The organism is Kribbella capetownensis, from assembly GCF_004331485.1.
Lineage (GTDB): Bacteria > Actinomycetota > Actinomycetes > Propionibacteriales > Kribbellaceae > Kribbella > Kribbella capetownensis.
This window is the reverse complement of sequence record NZ_SJKD01000001.1, coordinates 1,631,006-1,648,896: the sequence shown is the minus strand read 5'-3', so window position 1 is coordinate 1,648,896 and position 17,891 is coordinate 1,631,006. Positions and strand designations below refer to the sequence as shown.

Annotated in this window: 19 protein-coding genes; 4 read left to right on the top strand and 15 right to left on the bottom strand. The window is 69.1% G+C overall.

Going from position 1 to position 17,891, the window contains the following annotated elements; all coding sequences use genetic code 11:
• Nucleotides 1–9: 9 nt before the first annotated feature.
• The 12 genes from E0H75_RS08125 to dacB all read right to left on the bottom strand — a co-directional run bounded on the left by E0H75_RS08125 (nt 10) and on the right by dacB (nt 11,644).
• Nucleotides 10–525, bottom strand: coding sequence for a DUF3180 domain-containing protein (locus tag E0H75_RS08125; RefSeq protein WP_131512554.1), 516 nt, complete (start codon nt 523–525; stop codon nt 10–12).
• Entirely contained in the window at nt 525–1,082 is a 558-nt protein-coding gene (gene folK, locus E0H75_RS08120) for a 2-amino-4-hydroxy-6-hydroxymethyldihydropteridine diphosphokinase (protein ID WP_131512553.1), read from the bottom strand. Before folK ends, E0H75_RS08125 begins: the two co-directional genes overlap by 1 nt.
• Entirely contained in the window at nt 1,079–1,468 is a 390-nt protein-coding gene (gene folB / locus E0H75_RS08115) for a dihydroneopterin aldolase (RefSeq protein WP_131512552.1), read from the bottom strand. The genes folK and folB overlap by 4 nt, the downstream gene beginning before the upstream one ends.
• Nucleotides 1,469–1,544: 76 nt before the next feature.
• Nucleotides 1,545–2,030, bottom strand: a complete 486-nt coding sequence (locus tag E0H75_RS08110; protein ID WP_202872858.1) for a nuclear transport factor 2 family protein — start codon at nt 2,028–2,030, stop codon at nt 1,545–1,547.
• Nucleotides 2,027–2,824 carry a dihydropteroate synthase gene (folP, locus tag E0H75_RS08105; RefSeq protein WP_131513139.1) on the bottom strand — a complete coding sequence of 266 codons (798 nt, stop codon included), beginning with the start codon at nt 2,822–2,824 and terminating at the stop codon, nt 2,027–2,029. The genes E0H75_RS08110 and folP overlap by 4 nt, the downstream gene beginning before the upstream one ends.
• A 248-nt stretch (nt 2,825–3,072) precedes the next feature.
• Nucleotides 3,073–4,197: a S1 family peptidase gene (locus E0H75_RS08100; protein WP_131512551.1), complete on the bottom strand. Its 1,125-nt coding sequence runs from the start codon at nt 4,195–4,197 to the stop codon at nt 3,073–3,075.
• 465 nt (nt 4,198–4,662) lie between these two features.
• Nucleotides 4,663–5,235, bottom strand: a complete 573-nt coding sequence (gene folE, locus E0H75_RS08095) for a GTP cyclohydrolase I FolE (RefSeq protein WP_131359978.1) — start codon at nt 5,233–5,235, stop codon at nt 4,663–4,665.
• Between the two features lie 58 nt (nt 5,236–5,293).
• On the bottom strand, nt 5,294–7,330 hold the full coding sequence (ftsH, locus tag E0H75_RS08090) for an ATP-dependent zinc metalloprotease FtsH (RefSeq protein WP_131512550.1): 2,037 nt from the start codon (nt 7,328–7,330) through the stop codon (nt 5,294–5,296).
• A gap of 204 nt (nt 7,331–7,534) precedes the next feature.
• Complete coding sequence (gene hpt / locus E0H75_RS08085) at nt 7,535–8,086, bottom strand: hypoxanthine phosphoribosyltransferase (protein ID WP_131512549.1); 552 nt, start codon at nt 8,084–8,086, stop codon at nt 7,535–7,537.
• Nucleotides 8,087–8,090: 4 nt separating this feature from the next.
• Nucleotides 8,091–9,155: a tRNA lysidine(34) synthetase TilS gene (gene tilS, locus E0H75_RS08080; protein WP_131512548.1), complete on the bottom strand. Its 1,065-nt coding sequence runs from the start codon at nt 9,153–9,155 to the stop codon at nt 8,091–8,093.
• Nucleotides 9,127–10,221 carry a zinc-dependent metalloprotease gene (locus E0H75_RS08075; protein WP_131512547.1) on the bottom strand — a complete coding sequence of 365 codons (1,095 nt, stop codon included), beginning with the start codon at nt 10,219–10,221 and terminating at the stop codon, nt 9,127–9,129. The genes tilS and E0H75_RS08075 overlap by 29 nt, the downstream gene beginning before the upstream one ends.
• Nucleotides 10,222–10,282: 61 nt before the next feature.
• The gene (gene dacB, locus E0H75_RS08070) at nt 10,283–11,644 is read right to left on the bottom strand and encodes a D-alanyl-D-alanine carboxypeptidase/D-alanyl-D-alanine endopeptidase (RefSeq protein WP_131512546.1); all 1,362 of its coding nucleotides are present in this window, start codon (nt 11,642–11,644) and stop codon (nt 10,283–10,285) included.
• Between the two features lie 50 nt (nt 11,645–11,694).
• On the opposite strand from dacB, the gene E0H75_RS08065 reads away from it, so the two are divergent.
• Complete coding sequence (locus E0H75_RS08065; RefSeq protein ID WP_131512545.1) at nt 11,695–12,183, top strand: inorganic diphosphatase; 489 nt, start codon at nt 11,695–11,697, stop codon at nt 12,181–12,183.
• A 36-nt stretch (nt 12,184–12,219) separates the two neighbouring features.
• Here the strand turns inward: E0H75_RS08065 and E0H75_RS08060 are convergent, their stop codons facing one another.
• A complete protein-coding gene (locus E0H75_RS08060; protein ID WP_165553507.1) occupies nt 12,220–12,651 on the bottom strand; it encodes a MarR family winged helix-turn-helix transcriptional regulator in 432 nt (143 codons plus the stop codon).
• Between the two features lie 85 nt (nt 12,652–12,736).
• Between E0H75_RS08060 and E0H75_RS08055 the strand changes: the two genes are divergently transcribed.
• From E0H75_RS08055 to E0H75_RS08045, 3 genes are read left to right on the top strand one after another with little or no spacing between them, the layout of a single operon-like run.
• Entirely contained in the window at nt 12,737–13,699 is a 963-nt protein-coding gene (locus E0H75_RS08055; RefSeq protein WP_131512543.1) for a quinone oxidoreductase family protein, read from the top strand.
• Nucleotides 13,700–13,718: 19 nt separating this feature from the next.
• Entirely contained in the window at nt 13,719–14,609 is an 891-nt protein-coding gene (locus tag E0H75_RS08050; RefSeq protein ID WP_131512542.1) for a LysR family transcriptional regulator, read from the top strand.
• Between the two features lie 44 nt (nt 14,610–14,653).
• Nucleotides 14,654–15,367 (top strand): SDR family oxidoreductase, encoded by a 714-nt coding sequence (locus tag E0H75_RS08045; RefSeq protein ID WP_202872857.1) that lies wholly within the window; start codon nt 14,654–14,656, stop codon nt 15,365–15,367.
• Nucleotides 15,368–15,411: 44 nt separating this feature from the next.
• Here the strand turns inward: E0H75_RS08045 and E0H75_RS08040 are convergent, their stop codons facing one another.
• Both E0H75_RS08040 and E0H75_RS08035 read right to left on the bottom strand, forming a co-directional pair.
• Nucleotides 15,412–16,791, bottom strand: coding sequence for a C40 family peptidase (locus E0H75_RS08040; RefSeq protein WP_131512541.1), 1,380 nt, complete (start codon nt 16,789–16,791; stop codon nt 15,412–15,414).
• A gap of 262 nt (nt 16,792–17,053) precedes the next feature.
• Nucleotides 17,054–17,866: an endonuclease/exonuclease/phosphatase family protein gene (locus E0H75_RS08035; protein WP_131512540.1), complete on the bottom strand. Its 813-nt coding sequence runs from the start codon at nt 17,864–17,866 to the stop codon at nt 17,054–17,056.
• Between the last annotated feature and the right edge of the window lie 25 nt (nt 17,867–17,891).

The window sequence follows — 17,891 nt, the reverse complement described above, 5'->3', positions numbered from 1 at the left end:
ACCGTCATGTTAGGGGGTCTCGTCCGGGTCCTCGGGAATACGACACGCGCGTTCGAGCAACAATCCGGCCGTGACGACCAGCACTGAGACCACCGCCGCGGCACCGGCCATGATCACTCGGTTGCGCGGCCCCGAAGCACTCACCGCGTCCAGGAAGCTTAACGCGAACCCTGCGTAAACCCCGGTGCACAACGCGCCGACGAAAGCGCTCGCCTTCGCGAGCAGCAGCAGGAACACCGCGCGCGACGGTTCGATCCGTTCGCGCCGGACCTGGATCCGCTGGTGGGTGTTGCGGGCCGCCATGAACAGCAGCGCGGCCAGGAACGTCCAGGCGATCAGAGTCAGCCAGGACACCGCGGGCGCGACCCCGCCGCTGGACTCGATCGCCTTGACCATGGTCACACCGATCGCCGCGCCGAGGACGGCGATCGCGATCAGCAACCGGCGTGAGGTCGGCCGGACCGAGCCCGGGCGCGGCGGCTCTTTGCCGGGCGCCTGGTTGGGCTCTGGACCGCCGGATGCCACTACTGGAGCTCGATGTCGAGCTTGGTCACGCCCTCGGTGCCGACCTTCGCGAGCAGTTCGGCGACCGGGCCGCGCCCGGGCAGCACCGCGTCCCGCTCGATGTCGAGCCACGGCGCCAGGACGAACGCCCGCTCGTGCGCCCGCGGGTGCGGGATGGTCAGCTCCTCGGACTCGATCTCCTTGGTGCCGTACGTGATCAGGTCGACGTCCAGCGTCCGGGGTGCACCCGGCACGCTGCGCTCCCGGCCGAACGCCTGCTCGATCGCGTGCGCGCGGTCGAGCAACAGGTCCACGGCGAGCGTGCTGTCGGCGAGCAGTACGACGTTGAGGTACGGGCCGGACTCGTCGGGACCGCCGATCGGCTGGGTCTCGTAGACCGGGGAGACCTCGACCACCACGACGTCCGGGGTGTCCCGCAGCGCATCGACCGCGCCCTGCAGGTTCGCCTCACGGTCGCCGAGATTGCTCCCGAGCGACAGGATCACCTGGCGGATCGGCTTGAGGCCACCGCTCAGGGTGTCCGCGTCGATGACGTGGGGACTTGGGGTCTCAGTCACGAGGATTCTCCGGCTCTGCGCTGCACGGTCAGGACAACGTCGTCGAACGGCACCGTGATCGGCGCCGAGGGTTTGTGGATGGTCACCGCGGTCGCTGTCACCCGCCGGTCGGCGAGGCACAGGTCCGCGATGCGCTGGGCGAGGGTCTCGATCAGATCCACCGGGTCGGTCTCGATCGCCTGGTGCACCTGCTCGGCCACCAACCCGTAGTTCACGGTGTCGGCCAGGTCGTCGGAAGCCGCGGCGGGCCGGGTGTCCAGCTCCAGCCGGACGTCCACGACGAACTCCTGCCCGTCGGCCCGCTCGTGCTCGAACACCCCGTGGCGCCCGAAACCGCGGATGCCCCGGATCTCGATCACGTCAGGACAGGACACGGGAGAGCTCATCCACGTCCTCGCTTCGCTCCGGGCGCGGACGAGGCACGAGACGCGCTGTGCTCGATGGTGAACTCGCTTCGCTCGCTCACGGCGCCTCCTCCTGTCGGCCCCCAGACGACGACAGTACCGGTGAGGCATGGTGGATCCACAACCGCCAGCCGGAGGAAGTTTTGCGAAAGACGTTCGTGGCCAGCGCCTTACCGCCCGCGAACCCTTCCTCCGGGGCACCCTCACCCGACGACAGGACATTCTCCGTACACGTGACGTAGGCCACGTCCTCATCCGCCCGGACCTGGACATCGGTGAGAAAGAACTGGATGTACGGCGTATTGGCGAAGATCATCGCCCACGCGCGCATCATCTCGGCGTACCCCGAGATCGCCGCGTTGCCGGGATGGATGCAGACCGGATCGGGATCAGGCAGCCAGACCGCCGCCATCAGATCCAGGTCGCCGGCCTCGAACGCGTTGTAGAACGCGGTGTTCGCGTTCAGCACGACGTCCTCCACCGTCGCGCCGCGCGCACCGTCTCCACCTGCGCGCCGGCGCGGACCGCCCGGACCGTCCGTCATACCGTTCCCCATCTCTTCGCCACCCGGACCGCGTCCGCGCTCGGCGCCACCGCGTGGGCCCGGACACACCAGGCTCCCGCGGCGGCGGCCAGGGCGGAGACAGCCGCGCTCGCATCGTCTCGTCGTACGGCCGGTCTGGGTTCACCGGTCTGCTCGTCGGCGAGCAGCCTACCGAGGAACGCCTTCCGGGACGCACCGATGAGCAACGGCCGGCCCAGTACGCCGAATTCCCGTAATCGGCGAAGAACTTCCCAGTTGTGATCCGCGTTCTTCGCGAACCCGAGACCGGGATCCAGTGCCACCCGGCCCAGATCCACGCCGGCGGACCGGATCGCGTCGACCCGCTGGCCGAGCTCCGCGATCACTTCGGCGACCACGTCGTCGTACTCCGCCCGGTTCTGCATGTCGATGGAGTGCCCACGCCAATGCATACAGACGTACGGCGTACGACGCTCCGCCACCAGAGGAAGCATGTCCGGGTCGGCCTGGCCGCCGGACACGTCGTTGATCATCACCGCGCCCGCGTCGAGGGCGAGGGCGGCGACGCCGGCCCGCATCGTGTCGACCGAGATCAGCGCACCGTCGGCCGCGAGCGCCTCGATCACCGGCAGCACCCGGCGGATCTCCTCCTCGGGCGCGGGTCGCTCGGCGCCGGGCCGGGTCGACTCGCCGCCGACGTCGAGCAGGTCGGCGCCGTCGGCCAGCAACTCCCGGCCGTGCTTGATCGCCGCGGCCGGCTCGAACCACTCGCCGCCGTCGGAAAAGGAATCCGGGGTCACGTTGACAACACCCATCACGAGACACCGGTCCAGGACCGGCAGCCCGTCCACGTGCACCCGCGAACCATCACTCACCAGACCACCGTAGTGGCCGTCACCCCCAGCCGCGGAACCAGCCGCCTCCCCCTCGACAATTTCAGCGGATATCCCCTGATATGGCGGGTTCTCAGCCCCGAAAACGACGCGACAACCGGTAACCCTGAGGGATATCCGCTGAAATACGTGCGTGTGAGTGCGCGGAGGCGGTGGGTGGGTCAGCCGCCTCAGCTCAGTACGAGGCGCGACTGGGTCGCCTGCAGAGCCTCGCCGATCGGCTGCGAGTACGACTCATTGGTCTGGCCGGTCTTCTCCAGGCATTGGCCGTTGATCAGGGCCGCTCCACTGGTGATTCCCTGCGCGTAGTTGCCGGTCATGTTCGCGCCGCCGGAGTCACCGGCCTCGACACACGCGGTGTGCTGGAACAGGCCTTTGACGATCCGGTTGCTGCCGTAGTTGACCGTCACGTTGCGGGCGACGATCCGGCCGCAGGTCCAGCCGGTGCTCTTGCCCGACTTGCACAGGGTGGATCCGACCGTGGCGTTGGCGGTCCCCTTGACCGAGACATTGCCGGCGCCCCAGCCCTCGACGTACCCCTGCTGGTCCCAGCCCTCGATCACTCCGACGCTGCCGAAGTCGTTGCCCGGGAAGCTCGACGTGCGGGTGTTGCCGAGCACGTACCCGTTGCGGGAGAACGACGGCTTGCCGGCGGTGCAGTGGCCCGCAGTGAGGAAGATCCGGGTGCCCTTGGTGGTGCGGGCGTTGAAGCCGAGGGAGCAGACGTACCCGGTGTTCTTGTCGACCTGGAGACCGCCGCGCAGGCCGAAGTCGTCCGCGGTGGTGCTCACCTGGCCGGGCGCGGACCGGATCGTCACGAGGTCGCCGTTCGCCTTGGCCCGGTCCAGGAACCGCTGGGTGATCAAGTCACGCGCGCCTCGGGGGACCGTGACGACCACAGTGCCCGAGCGGGGGTCGACGTACCAGGAACGGACCTTGCCGGCGCTGGAGCCGATGGCCAGCCGGTTCAGCTCGGACTGGACCGCGTTCAGCTGGTCGGCGGTGAAGCGGACCAGCCGCGGGATCGCGCCCGCCGCGCGGACCAGGTCAGCGGTGGCGAGATCGGACACAGCGACGACCAGCTCACCGGCCTCGTCGTAGTAGCTGCCGACCGCCCGCGACCCGAGCTCGGTCTCGAGAGCGTCGGCGACCAGCGGAGACTTGGCGGTCAGCTCTCCGGGTTTCACCCCCGACGGCTCCGAGTCCGCGGTGGCCCAGTTCGCCGCGACCAGCCCGGCGGCCGTCAGTACGACGGCACCGGCGAGTGCGGCGCCGAACCGGAAACGCCCCGACATCCTTGTCCTCCTCACGCCGGCATCCGGTCCTCGTCGACCGAACGCCACTACGGAAAGTAAACGTTCAGCGACAGAATGTCCACAGATATCGGCTTTCAATCTCCAACGACACACCGGCCCTGGAGGCTACGGCCGGCGTTCCCGCGGAAGCTTTCGCCGGGCGCCAGCCGGTACCTGCGGACAGGTTGCAGGGACTGCGGACAGGCTATTCCGCCAGATGGTGTCCTCGGACAAGAATTCATCCGCGACACCGTGGGTTATCCCGCAGATGAAGCCTTCGAGAAGGGACGGCGTGCAGTCGGACAGGAGGTATCGGGCCGTTGGTAGTGCACGTGAGCGCAGGCACGTCCCGCGTACGGCGTATCGCAGGTGCACTACCTGTCGATCTGTACACCGCCCGCCCGGAGCACGCACAGGCCGTTCGTCCCGCCCGGACTGCGGCAGGCCGGAGACTGGAGCTGTGGGTCAGCCGACGATCAGGCTCATCGCCTCGGCGCGGGTGACCGGGTTGCGGAGCTGGCCGCGGACCGCCGACGTGATGGTCTTGGCGCCCGGTTTGCGGACGCCGCGCATGGTCATGCACAGGTGCTCGCACTCGATCACCACGATCACGCCGCGCGGCTCGAGCAGCTCGACCAGCGAGTCGGCGACCTGCGTGGTCAGCCGCTCCTGGACCTGCGGGCGCTTCGCGTAGACATCGACCAGCCGGGCCAGCTTGGACAGCCCGGTGATCCGGCCGTCGCGGCTCGGGATGTACCCGACGTGGGCCACTCCGGTGAACGGGACCAGGTGGTGCTCACAGAGGCTCCAGACCTCGATGCCCTTCACCAGGACCATCTCGTCGTGCCCGATGTCGAACGTCGTGGTCAGCACGTCCTCGGCCCGCTGACCCAGTCCGCCGGTGATCTCGGCGTACGAGCGCGCCACCCGCGCCGGTGTGTCCAGCAGGCCTTCGCGATCCGGGTCCTCACCGATCGCGATCAGCAACTCCCGGACGGCCCGCTCGGCCCGTGCATGGTCGAACTTCGGTGACGTCATGCGGCCACCCTAAACAGCAGCGCCGCTGCCCTTGTGGGCAGCGGCGCTGACTGTGAGATCAGTCCTTTGGTGACGGCGGGGTCGGGCCGCTGCCGTAGTTCGGCGGCTTGACGGCCTCGTCCGGGCCGACCGCTCCGCCCGGGAGGACGTCGGAGAGCGATCCGTTCTGCTCGCCTCGGGTCGGCACCGGCATCACCGGCGGCTGGTCCGACGGCACCCGGGTGGACGAACCGGTCCAGGCCGGCCTGCGCTCCCGCTTGATCACCGGCGCGAAGACCCGGGCGATCTCGTTCTTGTCCAGGGTCTCCTTCTCCAGCAGTTCCTCGACCAGGTGGTCCAGCACCGCGCGGTTCTCGACCAGGATGTCGAACGCCTCCTGGTGCGCGTTCAGGATCAGCTTGCCGACCTCCTCGTCGACCGCGGCCGCGATCTCCTCGGAGTAGTTCCGCTGGCTGCCGATGTCGCGGCCCAGGAACGGCTCGCTGCTGTCCTGGCCGAACTTGATCGCGCCCAGCCGCTCGGTCATGCCGTACTGCGTGACCATCGCACGAGCCAACGCGGTCGCCTTCTCGATGTCGTTGCTGGCGCCCGTGGTCGGGTCGTGGAAGACCATCTCCTCGGCCGCCCGGCCACCCAGCATGTAGGCCAGCTTGTCGAGCATCTCGGACCGGGTGGTCGAGTACTTGTCCTCGTCCGGCATCACCATCGTGTAGCCGAGGGCGCGGCCACGCGGCAGGATCGTCACCTTCTGCACCGGGTCGGAGTGCGGCAGGGACGCGGCGACCAGGGCGTGCCCGCCCTCGTGGTACGCCGTCAGCACCTTCTCCTTGTCCGACATCAGCCGGGTCCGGCGCTGCGGACCGGCGATGACGCGGTCGATCGCCTCGTCCAGCGCCCGGTTGTCGATCACCTGCATGTTCCCGCGGGCGGTCAGCAGGGCCGCCTCGTTCAGCACGTTGGCCAGGTCGGCACCGGTGAAGCCCGGCGTACGACGGGCGACGGCCCTGAGGTCGACGTCCTGCGCCATCGGCTTGCCCCGCGCGTGCACCTTGAGGATCTGCTCGCGACCCGGCAGGTCCGGCGCGTCGACGGCGATCTGCCGGTCGAAGCGGCCCGGCCGCAGCAGGGCCGGGTCGAGCACGTCGGGCCGGTTGGTGGCTGCGATCAGGATCACACCGCCGCGGACGTCGAAGCCGTCCATCTCGACCAGCAACTGGTTCAGGGTCTGCTCGCGCTCGTCGTGACCACCGCCGAGGCCCGCACCACGGTGCCGGCCGACGGCGTCGATCTCGTCGATGAACACGATCGCCGGGGCGTTCGTCTTGGCCTGCTCGAACAGGTCGCGGACCCGGGAGGCACCGACACCGACGAACATCTCGACGAAGTCCGAACCGGAGATCGAGTAGAACGGGACGCCGGCCTCACCGGCGACCGCACGGGCCAGCAGGGTCTTACCGGTTCCGGGCTGGCCGTAGAGCAGCACGCCCTTCGGGATCTTCGCCCCGACCGCCTGGAACTTGCCTGGTTCCTGCAGGAACTCCTTGATCTCGCCGAGTTCCTCGATCGCCTCGTCGCAGCCGGCCACGTCCGCGAAGGTCGTCTTCGGGGTGTCCTTGGTGATCAGCTTGGCCTTCGACTTCGCGAAGCTCATCACCCGCGAGCCGCCGCCCTGCATCGAGTTCATCAAGAAGATGAACACGACCGCGATCAGCAGGAACGGGATCAGCGTGGAGAACACCTGGCCGATGAAGCTCGGCTTCGGGTTCTCGACGTCGTACCGCTCGATCTTGCCGTCCTGGAACAGGGACTGCAGGTCGGTGCCGAGAGTGTTGGCCTGGCCGTCGACCCAGTGCGCCCGGACCTTGGTCCCGTCGGTCTTCTCGACCCGGATCTCCTGGTCGGGGTCGATCAGCGTCACCGACTTGATCGACTTGTCGGACGAGGACTTGGCCTGCTGGATCAGCTGGACCACCTGGCCGGTGGGCTCGGTCTTGTACCCGGTCGAGCCGGTCAGGAGCTGTCCGATCACCAGTACGCCCAAGAAGGCGACGACGATCCAGAACAGGGGTCCGCGGAAGATACGCTTCACGTCCATGATCGAGGCCTACGCCCCGTCCCTCCTAGCTCGGCAGGCCCGGGTATGCGGGCTTGAGACGGTAACACCAGTCCAAGTGTCTCGTGTCGCACAAGACAACACATAGCGAGGGTCACCAAGACGGCGTGACCCCGTTGTACAGGCTGTCACCAAGTCTGCCCCGAAGGACCAGTTTAAGACTTTCCCCGCCCCACCGCCCCGGTCTCAGGAGTAGACGTGCGGGGCCAACGTCGCCACGCAGCGAAGGTTCCGGTACTTCTCCGCGTAGTCCAGGCCATAACCGACCACGAACTCGTCCGGGAGCTCCAGTCCGACGTACTTCACCGGGACCCGCATCTTGGCCGCGTCCGGCTTCATGAACGCCGTGCACAGCTCCAGCGAGGCCGGTTTCCGTGACTCCAGGTTACTGACCAGCCAGCTCAGCGTCAGCCCGGTGTCGATGATGTCCTCGACGATCAGCACGTGCCGGTTGGTGATGTCGGTGTCCAGGTCCTTCTGGATCCGGACCACCCCGGACGACTTGGTGCCCGAGCCGTACGACGAGATGGCCATCCAGTCCATCTCCACGTGCCGCCTGAACGACCGGGCCAGGTCGGCCATCACCATCACCGCGCCCCGCAGGACGCCGACCATCAGCAGGTCCTTGCCCTCGTAGTCCTGCTCGATCCGCGCCGCGAGCTCGCGCAGCTTCGCCAGGATCTGGTCCTCGGTGTAGTGGACCTTGGTCAGGTCCTTCTCGATGTCCGCGGCATCCACGCGGTCAGCCTGTCACACCTTCGCCCAACACGATGAATCCGCCCCTGCGGACCGCCCGGACCCCTTGCGGCAGATCGATCCACCGCTGTCCGCGCCACGCTGTCACCAGTGCGTCGACGGCAGCGATGTGCGCCGCTGTGAGGTCCGTCGCACGGCAGCCCGCTTCCAGGGCTGCCTGCCGCAAGGCCCTGGTCCGGATCGCCGTCGGCTCGCTCTCGAGCATCCCGATGTCGCACACCACTTCGTCGTCGGTACGCCGTACTGCGGTCTCCGCAAGGTCCGCCGCGAGTACGTCCAACGCATCCGCGTCCGCCCGGAGGAGTCCCGCCGTACGGGCGAGTGCCTCGACCACACCAGGCCCCAGCGCCTCCTCGAGGACCGGCAGGACCTCGTGACGTACGCGGACCCGGGTGTACTGCGGGTCGTCGTTGTGCGGGTCGTGCCACGGCCGGAGCCCCGAGGCGATGCACGCGGCCGCCGTGGTGGCGCGTGGAACCTCCAGGAACGGCCTCCTGAGCAGTCCGGCGATCGGAGCCATACCGGCCAGCGACCGAGCGCCAGAGCCACGCCCCAGCCCCAATAGAACAGTCTCGGCCTGGTCGTCACGCGTGTGAGCCAGCAGTACGACGTCCGCCCCGGATTCGTCGGCCGCGTCGCGCAGAGCGTCGTACCGAGCCGCCCGGGCAGCGGCCTCCGGACCGCCGTCGGCGCCGACCTCTACCGGACGCACGTGGACCGGGTCGAGCCCCAGAGTCCGGCACTGTGTGGCAGCGGTCTCCGCGACGTGAGCGGAGTCGGCCTGGAGCCCGTGGTCGACGATGACCGCACCCGCGCGGAGCTCGAGCTTCGGCGCCTCGAAGGCGGTCGCGGCCGCGAGGGCCAGCGAGTCCGTACCGCCGGAGCAGGCGACCAGAACGGTCGTTCCCTTGGGCAGCTCGGCCAGCATGGTCCGCACTGCCTCCCGCGTGCGCGCGACGGCGGGGTGCAGCTTCCCTCTCCGGCGCTCGACCAGGTCGTCGGCAGCCGATCCGCCCGGTGGCTCAGCCGTGGAGCCGGCTGACCCAGGCATCCGGATTCGCGATCTCGTGCTTGGTGGGCAACGTGTTCGGCCCGGTCCAGACCCGGTTGAACCCGTCCATCCCGACCTGCTCGACCACGCGGCGTACGAACGCGGCGCCGTCCTTGTACTGCCGCAGCTTCGCGTCCAGTCCGAGCAGCCGCTTCAGCAGCTGGTCCACCGGGTTGCCGCTCTGCCGGCGCGACGTGAACTTGGAGCGGATGGCGTCCACGGTCGGGATCACCGACGGCCCGACCCCGTCCATCACGAAGTCCGCGTGGCCCTCCAGCAGGGACATGACCGCGGTCAGCCGGTCCAGCACCGCACGCTGCTCCGGCGACTGCATCAGGTCGACCAGGCTCAGCTCGGCCTCACCGCGGACCGATCGGCCCAGCCGCTGCACCGCCTCGCGGAACATCGCGGCGTACGCCGACGCGTCCAGCTCGGCCTGGTCGAGGAACAACGCGATCTCCGACCGCAGGTGGTCCCGCAGCCACGGGACCGCGGTGAACTGCACCCGGTGCGTCTCCTCGTGCAGGCACACCCACAACCTGAAGTCCCGCGGTACGACGCCCAGCTCGGACTCCACGTGCATGACGTTCGGCGCGACCAGCAGCAACCGGCCGGTCAGACCAGGCCGGTCCGGATCCGGCTCGGACGGATAGAACGGGTCGAACTGCCCGAGCACGCGGGACGAGAGGAACGCCAGCAGCGCGCCGGCCTCGATCGCGGTCACCCGCGAGCCGACCGCGGAGGACAACCCACCGGTCCGCTCGGCCTTCTCGCGCAGCTTGTCGGCCAGTGGCTGCAGCACGGTCCGGAAGCCGTCCGCGTTCGCCTGCACCCAGCCGGGCCGGTCCACGATCACCACGGGTGCGGTGGCCGAGGTGGCCTCCAGCTTGGTGAACTCCCGGACGTGGTGCTCGGAGTCGGCCGCGAACTGGCGCAGCTCGGCCACCACCTGATCCGCCTCCACGCGGCTGACCGCCGGTCCGGGCCGCAGCAGCTTGCGAGCCACTCCCGTTGCCAGCTGCCAGTCGACCATCTCGGCCGCGGTCCCACCTTCCGCCGTACTCATATTCTGACCCTAGTCGCATGTCCCAACATGCGTCTGCTGATCGGTCCGGGTCAGGCCGCCGTCAGACAGCACAGCCGCAGCCGGCCAGCGCGGCGGCGGCGCGGTCGAGCGCGGCCCGCGCGTCGAGGGTCTTGGGCACCGGAACGCTGTCCGTCGCCACCGCGAACACGAGCAGGGTGCCGGTGCGGTCACGGACCAGACCGGCCAAGCTGTGGACTCCGGTCAGCGTGCCGGTCTTCGCACGGACCAGTCCGGTCCCCCCGACAGTGCCGGCTCCGGTGAAGCGCTCCTCGAGGCTTCCGGTGAACCCTGCGACCGGCAGCCCGGTCAGCAGATGCCGCAGCTCTGGGTGCTCACTGGAGACCGCGGCCCGGATCGCACCGGCCAGCAGGTCGAGCGGCACGTGGTTCCCGCGAGACAGGCCGCTGCCGTCAAGGATCCGGGCCTTACTGACATCCAGACCGAGCTTGGTCAGCGTCGCTCGTACGCCCTTGACCCCACCGGCGTACGAGCCGCCGTTCTTGGTGGCAAGGCCGACCTGACGCAGCAGCACCTCGGCTCCGTCGTTGTCGCTGTGCAGGTTCACGTACTCGACGATCTGGCCGACCGTCGGCGACTGCACCTGTGCGACAGCCTTGGCCGCGGCGGAAGCGACAGCCGCCTTGAGGGTCGGCGCCACGTTGATGCCCGCGGCACGCAACTGCGCGGCGAAGGCCTTGGCCGCGGCCTGCGCCGGGGAGTCGGCCCGCTTGGCCATGCCCGGGGACAGACGGCCCTCGTTCACCCACAGCGCGGACGTGCGGGCAGCGATGCCCTCGGTGGTGTAGTTCGGCTCCCAGTTCGCGTTGGCCGCGGGCCCGCTGAACAGCGAGGCGTCGTACCCGAGACTGACGCTCCGGATGCCTTGGGCCTTGAGGGCCTTCGCCGTACTGGCGGCCAGGTCCTGCAGGGACGCGCGGACCGGGAAGTCGGTCGGGTCGGTGGACCGCTTGGTGGCCAGCAACGGGTCACCGCCGCCGACCAGGATCAGGGAGCTGCCGGCTCCAGTGACGACCTTCGTGGTGAACCTGTGGTCCGGTCCGAGGGTCTCCAGCGCGGACACCGTCGTCAGCAGCTTCATCGTGGACGCCGGGACGTACGGCGTCGCCGTACCTGCTGAGTACACCGCCTTGCCGCGGGAGGCGTCGTACACGTAGATCCCACGGTGCTTGCCCAGCGCCGGGTCCATGAGGATCGGCGCCAGCACCTTCTGTACGCCGGCCGCGGTCGGCGCGACGCCCTCGGTCTTGGCCGGTGCCAGCACAGCCGGCGCCTGCTGTGCTGCCTGGACAGATCCGGGTACGGCGTCCGCTCCGCCCGCCAGGCTCACGCAGAGCGCTGTGGCGAGCAGCGTGACGAACACCGCACGGGGAGGACGGGGCACCGGGCTGCTCCTGTCAATTGGTCGGTCCGAACCGTGACAGTATCTGCCGTATGGAGTTCGACGTCTTCATCGAGATCCCCAAGGGCACACGCAACAAGTACGAGCTGGACCACAAGTCGGGCCGGCTCCGGCTGGACCGGACCCTCTTCACGGCCACCCAGTATCCGGCCGACTACGGATTCATCGAGGAGACCCTCGGCCAGGACGGCGACCCGCTGGACGCGCTGGTGCTGCTGCCGGAGCCGACGTTCCCCGGCTGCCTGATCAAGGCGCGCGCGATCGGCATGTTCCGGATGACCGACGAGAAGGGCCCGGACGACAAGGTCGTCTGTGTCCCGGCCGGCGACCCGCGCCAGGAGCACCTGCGCGACATCCACCACCTGCCCGAGTTCGACCGGCTGGAGATCCAGCACTTCTTCGAGGTCTACAAGGACCTCGAGCCCGGCAAGTCGGTCGAAGGCGCCACCTGGGCCGGACGCGCCGACGCCGAGACCGAGATCACTGCGTCCTTCGAGCGCCTGAAGACCGAAGCCCACTGAGCCGTCCAGCCGGCCCGGATTCCCGGCGCCGGCGGTTCACTCGGCGGTGAGCCGACGCAGCAGGCCGAGCAGGGTCTTCCGTTCGCTCGCACTCAGCGGCTCCAGCAACTCCGCCTCGGCGGCCGCGATCAGCTCGTCCATCGCGAGCAGTTGCTTGTCCCCCGCGGGCGTGATCGCCACGATCTTGCGGCGCCGATCCGCGGGGTCCACCCGGCGTTCGACGTACTTGAGCTCTTCCAGCTCGTCGAGCAGGGTGACCAGGTCGCTGCGGTCGAACCCGATCCGGTCGGCCAGCGTCGCCTGAGCACCCTCGCCGTCGTCGGCCAGGCTCGCGAGCACGTGGTAGTGCAGCGTCCGTACGCCGGCCTCCGTCATGTGCTGCCGGACCAGGCGCTGCGCCTGCTGGCTCGACCGGCCGAGCGCCCACAGCACCCGGTCGGCCAGACGATGGTTCGGCGACTTCTTCACCCGATCAACTCTATTGGCAGCGGCCTTGGTTGGCGTTATCGTGGGCATCTCCCATTATTTACAACTCCCACGATTTGGAGCATTCATGCGCGCAGTGCGCTACCACGAGTACGGCGGCCCCGAGGTCCTGCGACTCGAGGAGGTCGCCGTACCCGAGCCCGCCACCGGTCAGGTCCTGGTCGAGGTCGAGGCCATCGGATCCAACGCCATCGACGCCGTCCTTCGCCGCGGCAACACTCCCTGGGACCGCCCGCTGCCCGGCCGGCTCACCGGTGATGTCGTCGGCCACGTCACCGCGCTCGGTCCGGACACCTCCGGGGTCGCTGTCGGCGACCGCGTGGCGGGCCTGTCCGAGGACGCGTTCGCCGAGTACGTCGTCCTCGACACGGACTTCATCGCACCCGTCCCCGACCACGCCGACGCGGGCGAAGCCACGATGATGTCGATGACGGCGCCGCTGGCCCTGCGCCTGCTGGAAGCCGGCCGGATCCCGGCCGGCGGCACCGTTCTGATCCAGTCCGCGGCCGGCACCATCGGCCACCTTGCCGTCCAGTTGGCGCGGTCGTTCGACCCGGCGATGATCATCGGCACCGCGTCGTCCGCGGCCCGGCTGGACTTCATCCGCTCGCTCGGCGCCGAGGCCGTCGACCTGACCGATCCCGAGTGGCCGGCGCAGGTCCGCAAGTTCGCACCCGAGGGCGTGAGCACCGCCCTCGACGCCGTCGGCGGAACAGTCTTCGACCAGAGCCTCGATCTGGTCAAACCACTCGGCACGATGATCACCTACGGCGGTATCAGCGGTGCCCTCCCGACGATTCCGGCCAGCAGCCTGTTCGGCCTCCGGTCGGTCACCGGCGTCTCGGTCATGGGCTGGCGCCTGGCCAGCCCGGACGGGGCCCGCGAGGACGTCGCCGAGGTCATCCGCCGCTGGCAGTCCGGCGACCTCCGCCCGATGGTGCACGCCACGCACCCGCTCGCCGACGTCGTCCGCATCCATGAGACCCTCGACGCCCGGACCAACCTCGGACGACTCATCGCCACGCCCTGAACCGCCTTAGAATCAAGGCGTGGAGCTTCGGCAACTGCGGTACTTCGTGAGCGTCGCGGAGGAACTGCATTTCGGCCGCGCCGCCGAGCGGCTGTACATCTCCACGCCGACGCTGAGCCAGCAGATCAAGCAACTCGAACGTGAGATCGGCGCCACGCTGCTGATCCGGCACAGCCGTGGCGTCGAGCTCACGCCCGCCGGGCAGGTCTTCCTGGCCCGGGCCCGCGAGACGATCCAGGCGGCCGGCCTGGCACTGAAGGACACCCGCCGGGCCGCCGGCCTGGACGAACCCGTACTCCGGCTCGGCCTGCTCAACGGCATCCCCGGGTGGTTGCCGGCGGCCCTCGAACAGCTCGCCACCGAACGCTTCCCGAACAGCACGGTCACCCTGGAGGCCGGCACGACCACCGAGCAGGTCCGGATGCTCACTGCCGGCGAGATCGACCTCGGCCTGGTCCGCACGCCCCTGACGTTGCCCGCAGCAACGACATCGGAGCACCTGGCCGACGAGGAGCTCGGCGTTCTGCTGGCGGCCACGCATCCGCTCGCGTCGAGCCCGGAGCTCAGCCTCGACGACCTCGCCGGACTGGAGCTGATCTGGATCCCGCGTGCCGCCGCACCGGAGTTCTACGACGACGCGCTCCGCCGGCTCGGCGACCGGATCAGGCTCAGCGACATCAGCATGAGCCACTCCCAGCTCCGCTCCGCCCTGCTCGTCCGCCGGGACGCGATCAGCCTCGGCTCCCGCCGCGCCGCGACACCGGACGTGGTCTGGCGACCGTTGTGCGGCCGCCCGCTGGTCACCCGGTACGCCGCGATCTGGCGGACAGACTCGCACAACCCGGTGCTCCGGGCGATGACTGTTAGCCCTGGCCTAACGGTGGTTAGGCAACAAGTCGTGGAGACCTGACTCCTGAGCTGGTTGGCTCGAAGTCAACCGTCGAAGGAGAAAGAGTGCAGTCAACAGAACACGTCGTGATCGTCGGTGGAAGCTCCGGGATGGGCCGCGGGCTCGCCGCGGAACTCGTTGCCCAAGGCAGCGAAGTGACCGTCGCAGGCCGCTCCACCGGCAAACTCGACGCAGTACGCCGCGAGCTCGGCGTACGGACCGTTGCCCTGGACATCGGTGTCGAGGAAGACATCGAGCGGCTCTTCGCGACCACGGGCAAGATCAGCCACATCGTCACCACCGCCGCCGACGTCAGCGGCGCCTACCAACCGATCAGCGAGTACGACGTGAAGGCGGGGCGATCCGCGGTCGACTCCAAGTTGTTCGGTCCGTTGCTGCTCGCCAAGCACGGCGCACCGGCACTCGAACCGGGCGGCTCGATCGTGTTCACCTCGGGCATCGCGGCGTACCGGCCCGGGCCGGGGGCATCGTTGGTCGCCGCACTCAACGGCGCACTCGCGTCACTCGCCTCGGCGCTGGCCGTCGAACTGGCTCCGATCCGCGTCAACGTGGTGTCCCCTGGCTGGGTGGACACGCCGATCTGGCAGGTCGTCGCCGGTGACGCGGCCGCGGACACCTTGGCCGCGATGGCCGCCCGCCTCCCGGCCGGCCGGATCGGCCGGACCAAGGACATCGCGGACGCGATCATCGCCCTGCTGCGCAATGGATTCATCACTGGCACCGTCCTGCACGCCGACGGCGGACACCGGCTGGTCTAGGGAAATGGAGGTCCCCGGCACCTGATGGTTGCCGGGGACACCTGTCAGGGGCGGCCGAAGAAGTCCGGCGGCTCCCAGTAGTAGACGCTCGCGACCTGCACCGGCTTGCCGGTCCGCGGTGCGTGGATCATCCGCCCGTCGCCGAGGTACATCGCGACGTGGTGGATGGTGCCGGGGTCGTTCGGGTTGACCGACCAGAAGATCAGGTCGCCGGGCCGCAACTCGTCCTCGTCGATGTGCCGGACCTGCTCGTACTGCGCGACGCTGTAGTGCGGCAACTGGACCCCGGCCCGCTTCCAGGCGCCCATCATCAGTCCGGAGCAGTCCCACCGCGACGGCCCGGTCCCGCCCCACAGGTACATGTCGCCGAGTTGGGAGAGCGCGAAGTCGATCGCCGCCTGCGCACCCTTGCGGGAACCGCCGTTGTCGTCCCGGCTGGGCCGGTCCGGCTTGTGCTTCGGCGGCTTCTTGCCGTGGTTCTTCTTCGCCTCTTCCCGCTCCTCGCGTTCCTCCCGCGCCTTCTCGGCCGCTTCCCGGGCCCGCTCGGCGGCCTCCCGGGCGGCGATCTTGCGGCGCAGTTCGGCGGCCTTCTTCGCGGCGAGAGCGGCCGCTCGCTGGCGCGCAAGCTCTTCGAGTCCCCGCTGCCTCTGGGCGGCCACCTGGATCGACGTGTTCTGCAGGACGGCGAGCTGGGCGATCGCCTGCTTGCGCTGGACGCCCATCGCCGTGACCGCCGAGGCCTGCGCTGCCTCCGCGGCCTCGGCCGCCTTCTTCGCCGCGGCGGCCTCGTCGGTCGCCTTCTTCACCTTGGCGACGGCCTGGTCGGCCTGCACCTTGAACAGATTCGTCACAACCTGGCTCGCCGTGTACCGCAGATACGACCCCTGCATCGCGGTCGACACCGAGCGCGCCGCGCCGGCCGAGTCGAGCAAGTCCTGCGGACCCTCGGCCGTGAACAGCGGCGCGATCTTCGCCACGTCGCCACCACCTTGGTACGACGCGGCGGCAAACCGGCCGATCTGCTGTCGCTGGGTCGTCAGGGTCTTCTGCGCCTTGGCCGCCCGAGCCGCCGCGGCGGCCGCCTCGGTCTTGGCCAGTTGCAACTTGTAGACGGCACCGTTGTAGGCCTCGTCCGCGATCCCGGACGCGACGCCCAACTGCTCGAGCCGGGCGCTCGCGGTGGCGAGCTGCTGCTCGATCCCGGCCACCTGGCCGGCCTTCGCGGCGGCGGCCTGCTTGGCCTTCTCGACGGCGGCCTTGGACGGAATCACCGGCGGCTTCGGCTTGGCTGCATCGGCCTGGATCGGGTTGACGGCCATCGAGCCGGCCAGACAGACCGCGAGCACCCCGGAGAGCAGCGCCCTGCCGGTCTTCCCAGTGCCCGCGACCCGTCCGCCGGACCTGGCCCGCGAGGGGGTCCGCATCGGGTGGTTCCTTCCGCCGGGTCACGAACCCCTTCCCCAGGGTTCGTGAACTTTTGGTCCATCTGGACCTCATACGTGACACTAGTTGCCTGGAGCCCCATTGGGAACAGCTTTCACACAAGTAACTTTGTTTCACCTGCGTGTCGACTTGACAAACTACAAGCTTGTAATTTCACACGAGCTGTAGTCGGACCGCTGCTGGGAGCACAGAAAACGGCGCCCACCGGCCGAAGCCGATGGACGCCGTAGAGGTCCGGGGAGGTCAGTGCAGGGTGAACGAGGCCAGCACCGGGAGGTGGTCGGAGGCCGGGGTGACCGGGACCGAGGCCTTCGTCGGGGACAGGCCGGCGCTGTGCAGCTGGAAGTCGATGCGCTTGGTCGGGTTGCCGGCCTCGATCGTGTAGCCCGGGCCGACGCCGACCTCGGTCCAGGTGTCGTTCAGGACGGCGGTCAGCGTCTTGATCTCGGGCGCTTCCGGCGTCGCATTCAGGTCGCCCACGAGCAGCGTCGGCGTCTTCGACGTACCGAGCAGCTCGACCACCTTCTGCGCCTGCTCCAGCCGCTCCGCGTTGTTGTTGCTGGTCAGGTGCGTGTTCGCGAACCGCAGCTCGGCGCCGCGGACCTTGACCGTCGCGACCGCCAGCCCGCGCTGCTCACCGGTCGGGTACAGCGGGAGCAGGGTGTTGGTGAAGTCCTTGAGCGGGTACTTCGACAGGATCGCCGTACCGTACTGGCGGCGCGGCTCGCCTGGGTTCACCGGCGGCAGGTCGAGGTTGGCGGCGTACCCGTAGTGCATCTTGAGCCGTTTCGCGAACCAGGCCGGCTGGTCGACCCAGTTGCTCCGCACGTCCCAGTGCCGGTCGACCTCCTGCAGCCCGATCACGTCGGCGCCGGACTGCTCGATCAGCTGGGCGATCCGCTCGAGGTCGAGGACGCCGTCGATGCCGGCGCCGTGGTGGATGTTGTACGTCATCACCGTCAACGGCCGGTCCGGGCGGCCGGCGGCAGGCTGTGCCGCGGCAACGGTCGGTACCACCATCAGCAGCCCCACAAGCACGGTCAGCAATTTACGCATGCACCCATCTTTCCGGAAAACCGGC

Coding starts and splice junctions, on each gene's coding strand:
- folB (WP_131512552.1), bottom strand. CDS start 1,468: ATGAGCTCTCCCGTGTCCTGTCCTGACGTGATCGAGATCCGGGGCATC.
- E0H75_RS08110 (WP_202872858.1), bottom strand. CDS start 2,030: ATGACGGACGGTCCGGGCGGTCCGCGCCGGCGCGCAGGTGGAGACGGT.
- folP (WP_131513139.1), bottom strand. CDS start 2,824: ATGGGTGTTGTCAACGTGACCCCGGATTCCTTTTCCGACGGCGGCGAG.
- E0H75_RS08100 (WP_131512551.1), bottom strand. CDS start 4,197: ATGTCGGGGCGTTTCCGGTTCGGCGCCGCACTCGCCGGTGCCGTCGTA.
- folE (WP_131359978.1), bottom strand. CDS start 5,235: ATGACGTCACCGAAGTTCGACCATGCACGGGCCGAGCGGGCCGTCCGG.
- ftsH (WP_131512550.1), bottom strand. CDS start 7,330: ATGGACGTGAAGCGTATCTTCCGCGGACCCCTGTTCTGGATCGTCGTC.
- tilS (WP_131512548.1), bottom strand. CDS start 9,155: ATGCCTGGGTCAGCCGGCTCCACGGCTGAGCCACCGGGCGGATCGGCT.
- E0H75_RS08075 (WP_131512547.1), bottom strand. CDS start 10,221: ATGAGTACGGCGGAAGGTGGGACCGCGGCCGAGATGGTCGACTGGCAG.
- E0H75_RS08065 (WP_131512545.1), top strand. CDS start 11,695: ATGGAGTTCGACGTCTTCATCGAGATCCCCAAGGGCACACGCAACAAG.
- E0H75_RS08055 (WP_131512543.1), top strand. CDS start 12,737: ATGCGCGCAGTGCGCTACCACGAGTACGGCGGCCCCGAGGTCCTGCGA.
- E0H75_RS08040 (WP_131512541.1), bottom strand. CDS start 16,791: ATGCGGACCCCCTCGCGGGCCAGGTCCGGCGGACGGGTCGCGGGCACT.
- E0H75_RS08035 (WP_131512540.1), bottom strand. CDS start 17,866: ATGCGTAAATTGCTGACCGTGCTTGTGGGGCTGCTGATGGTGGTACCG.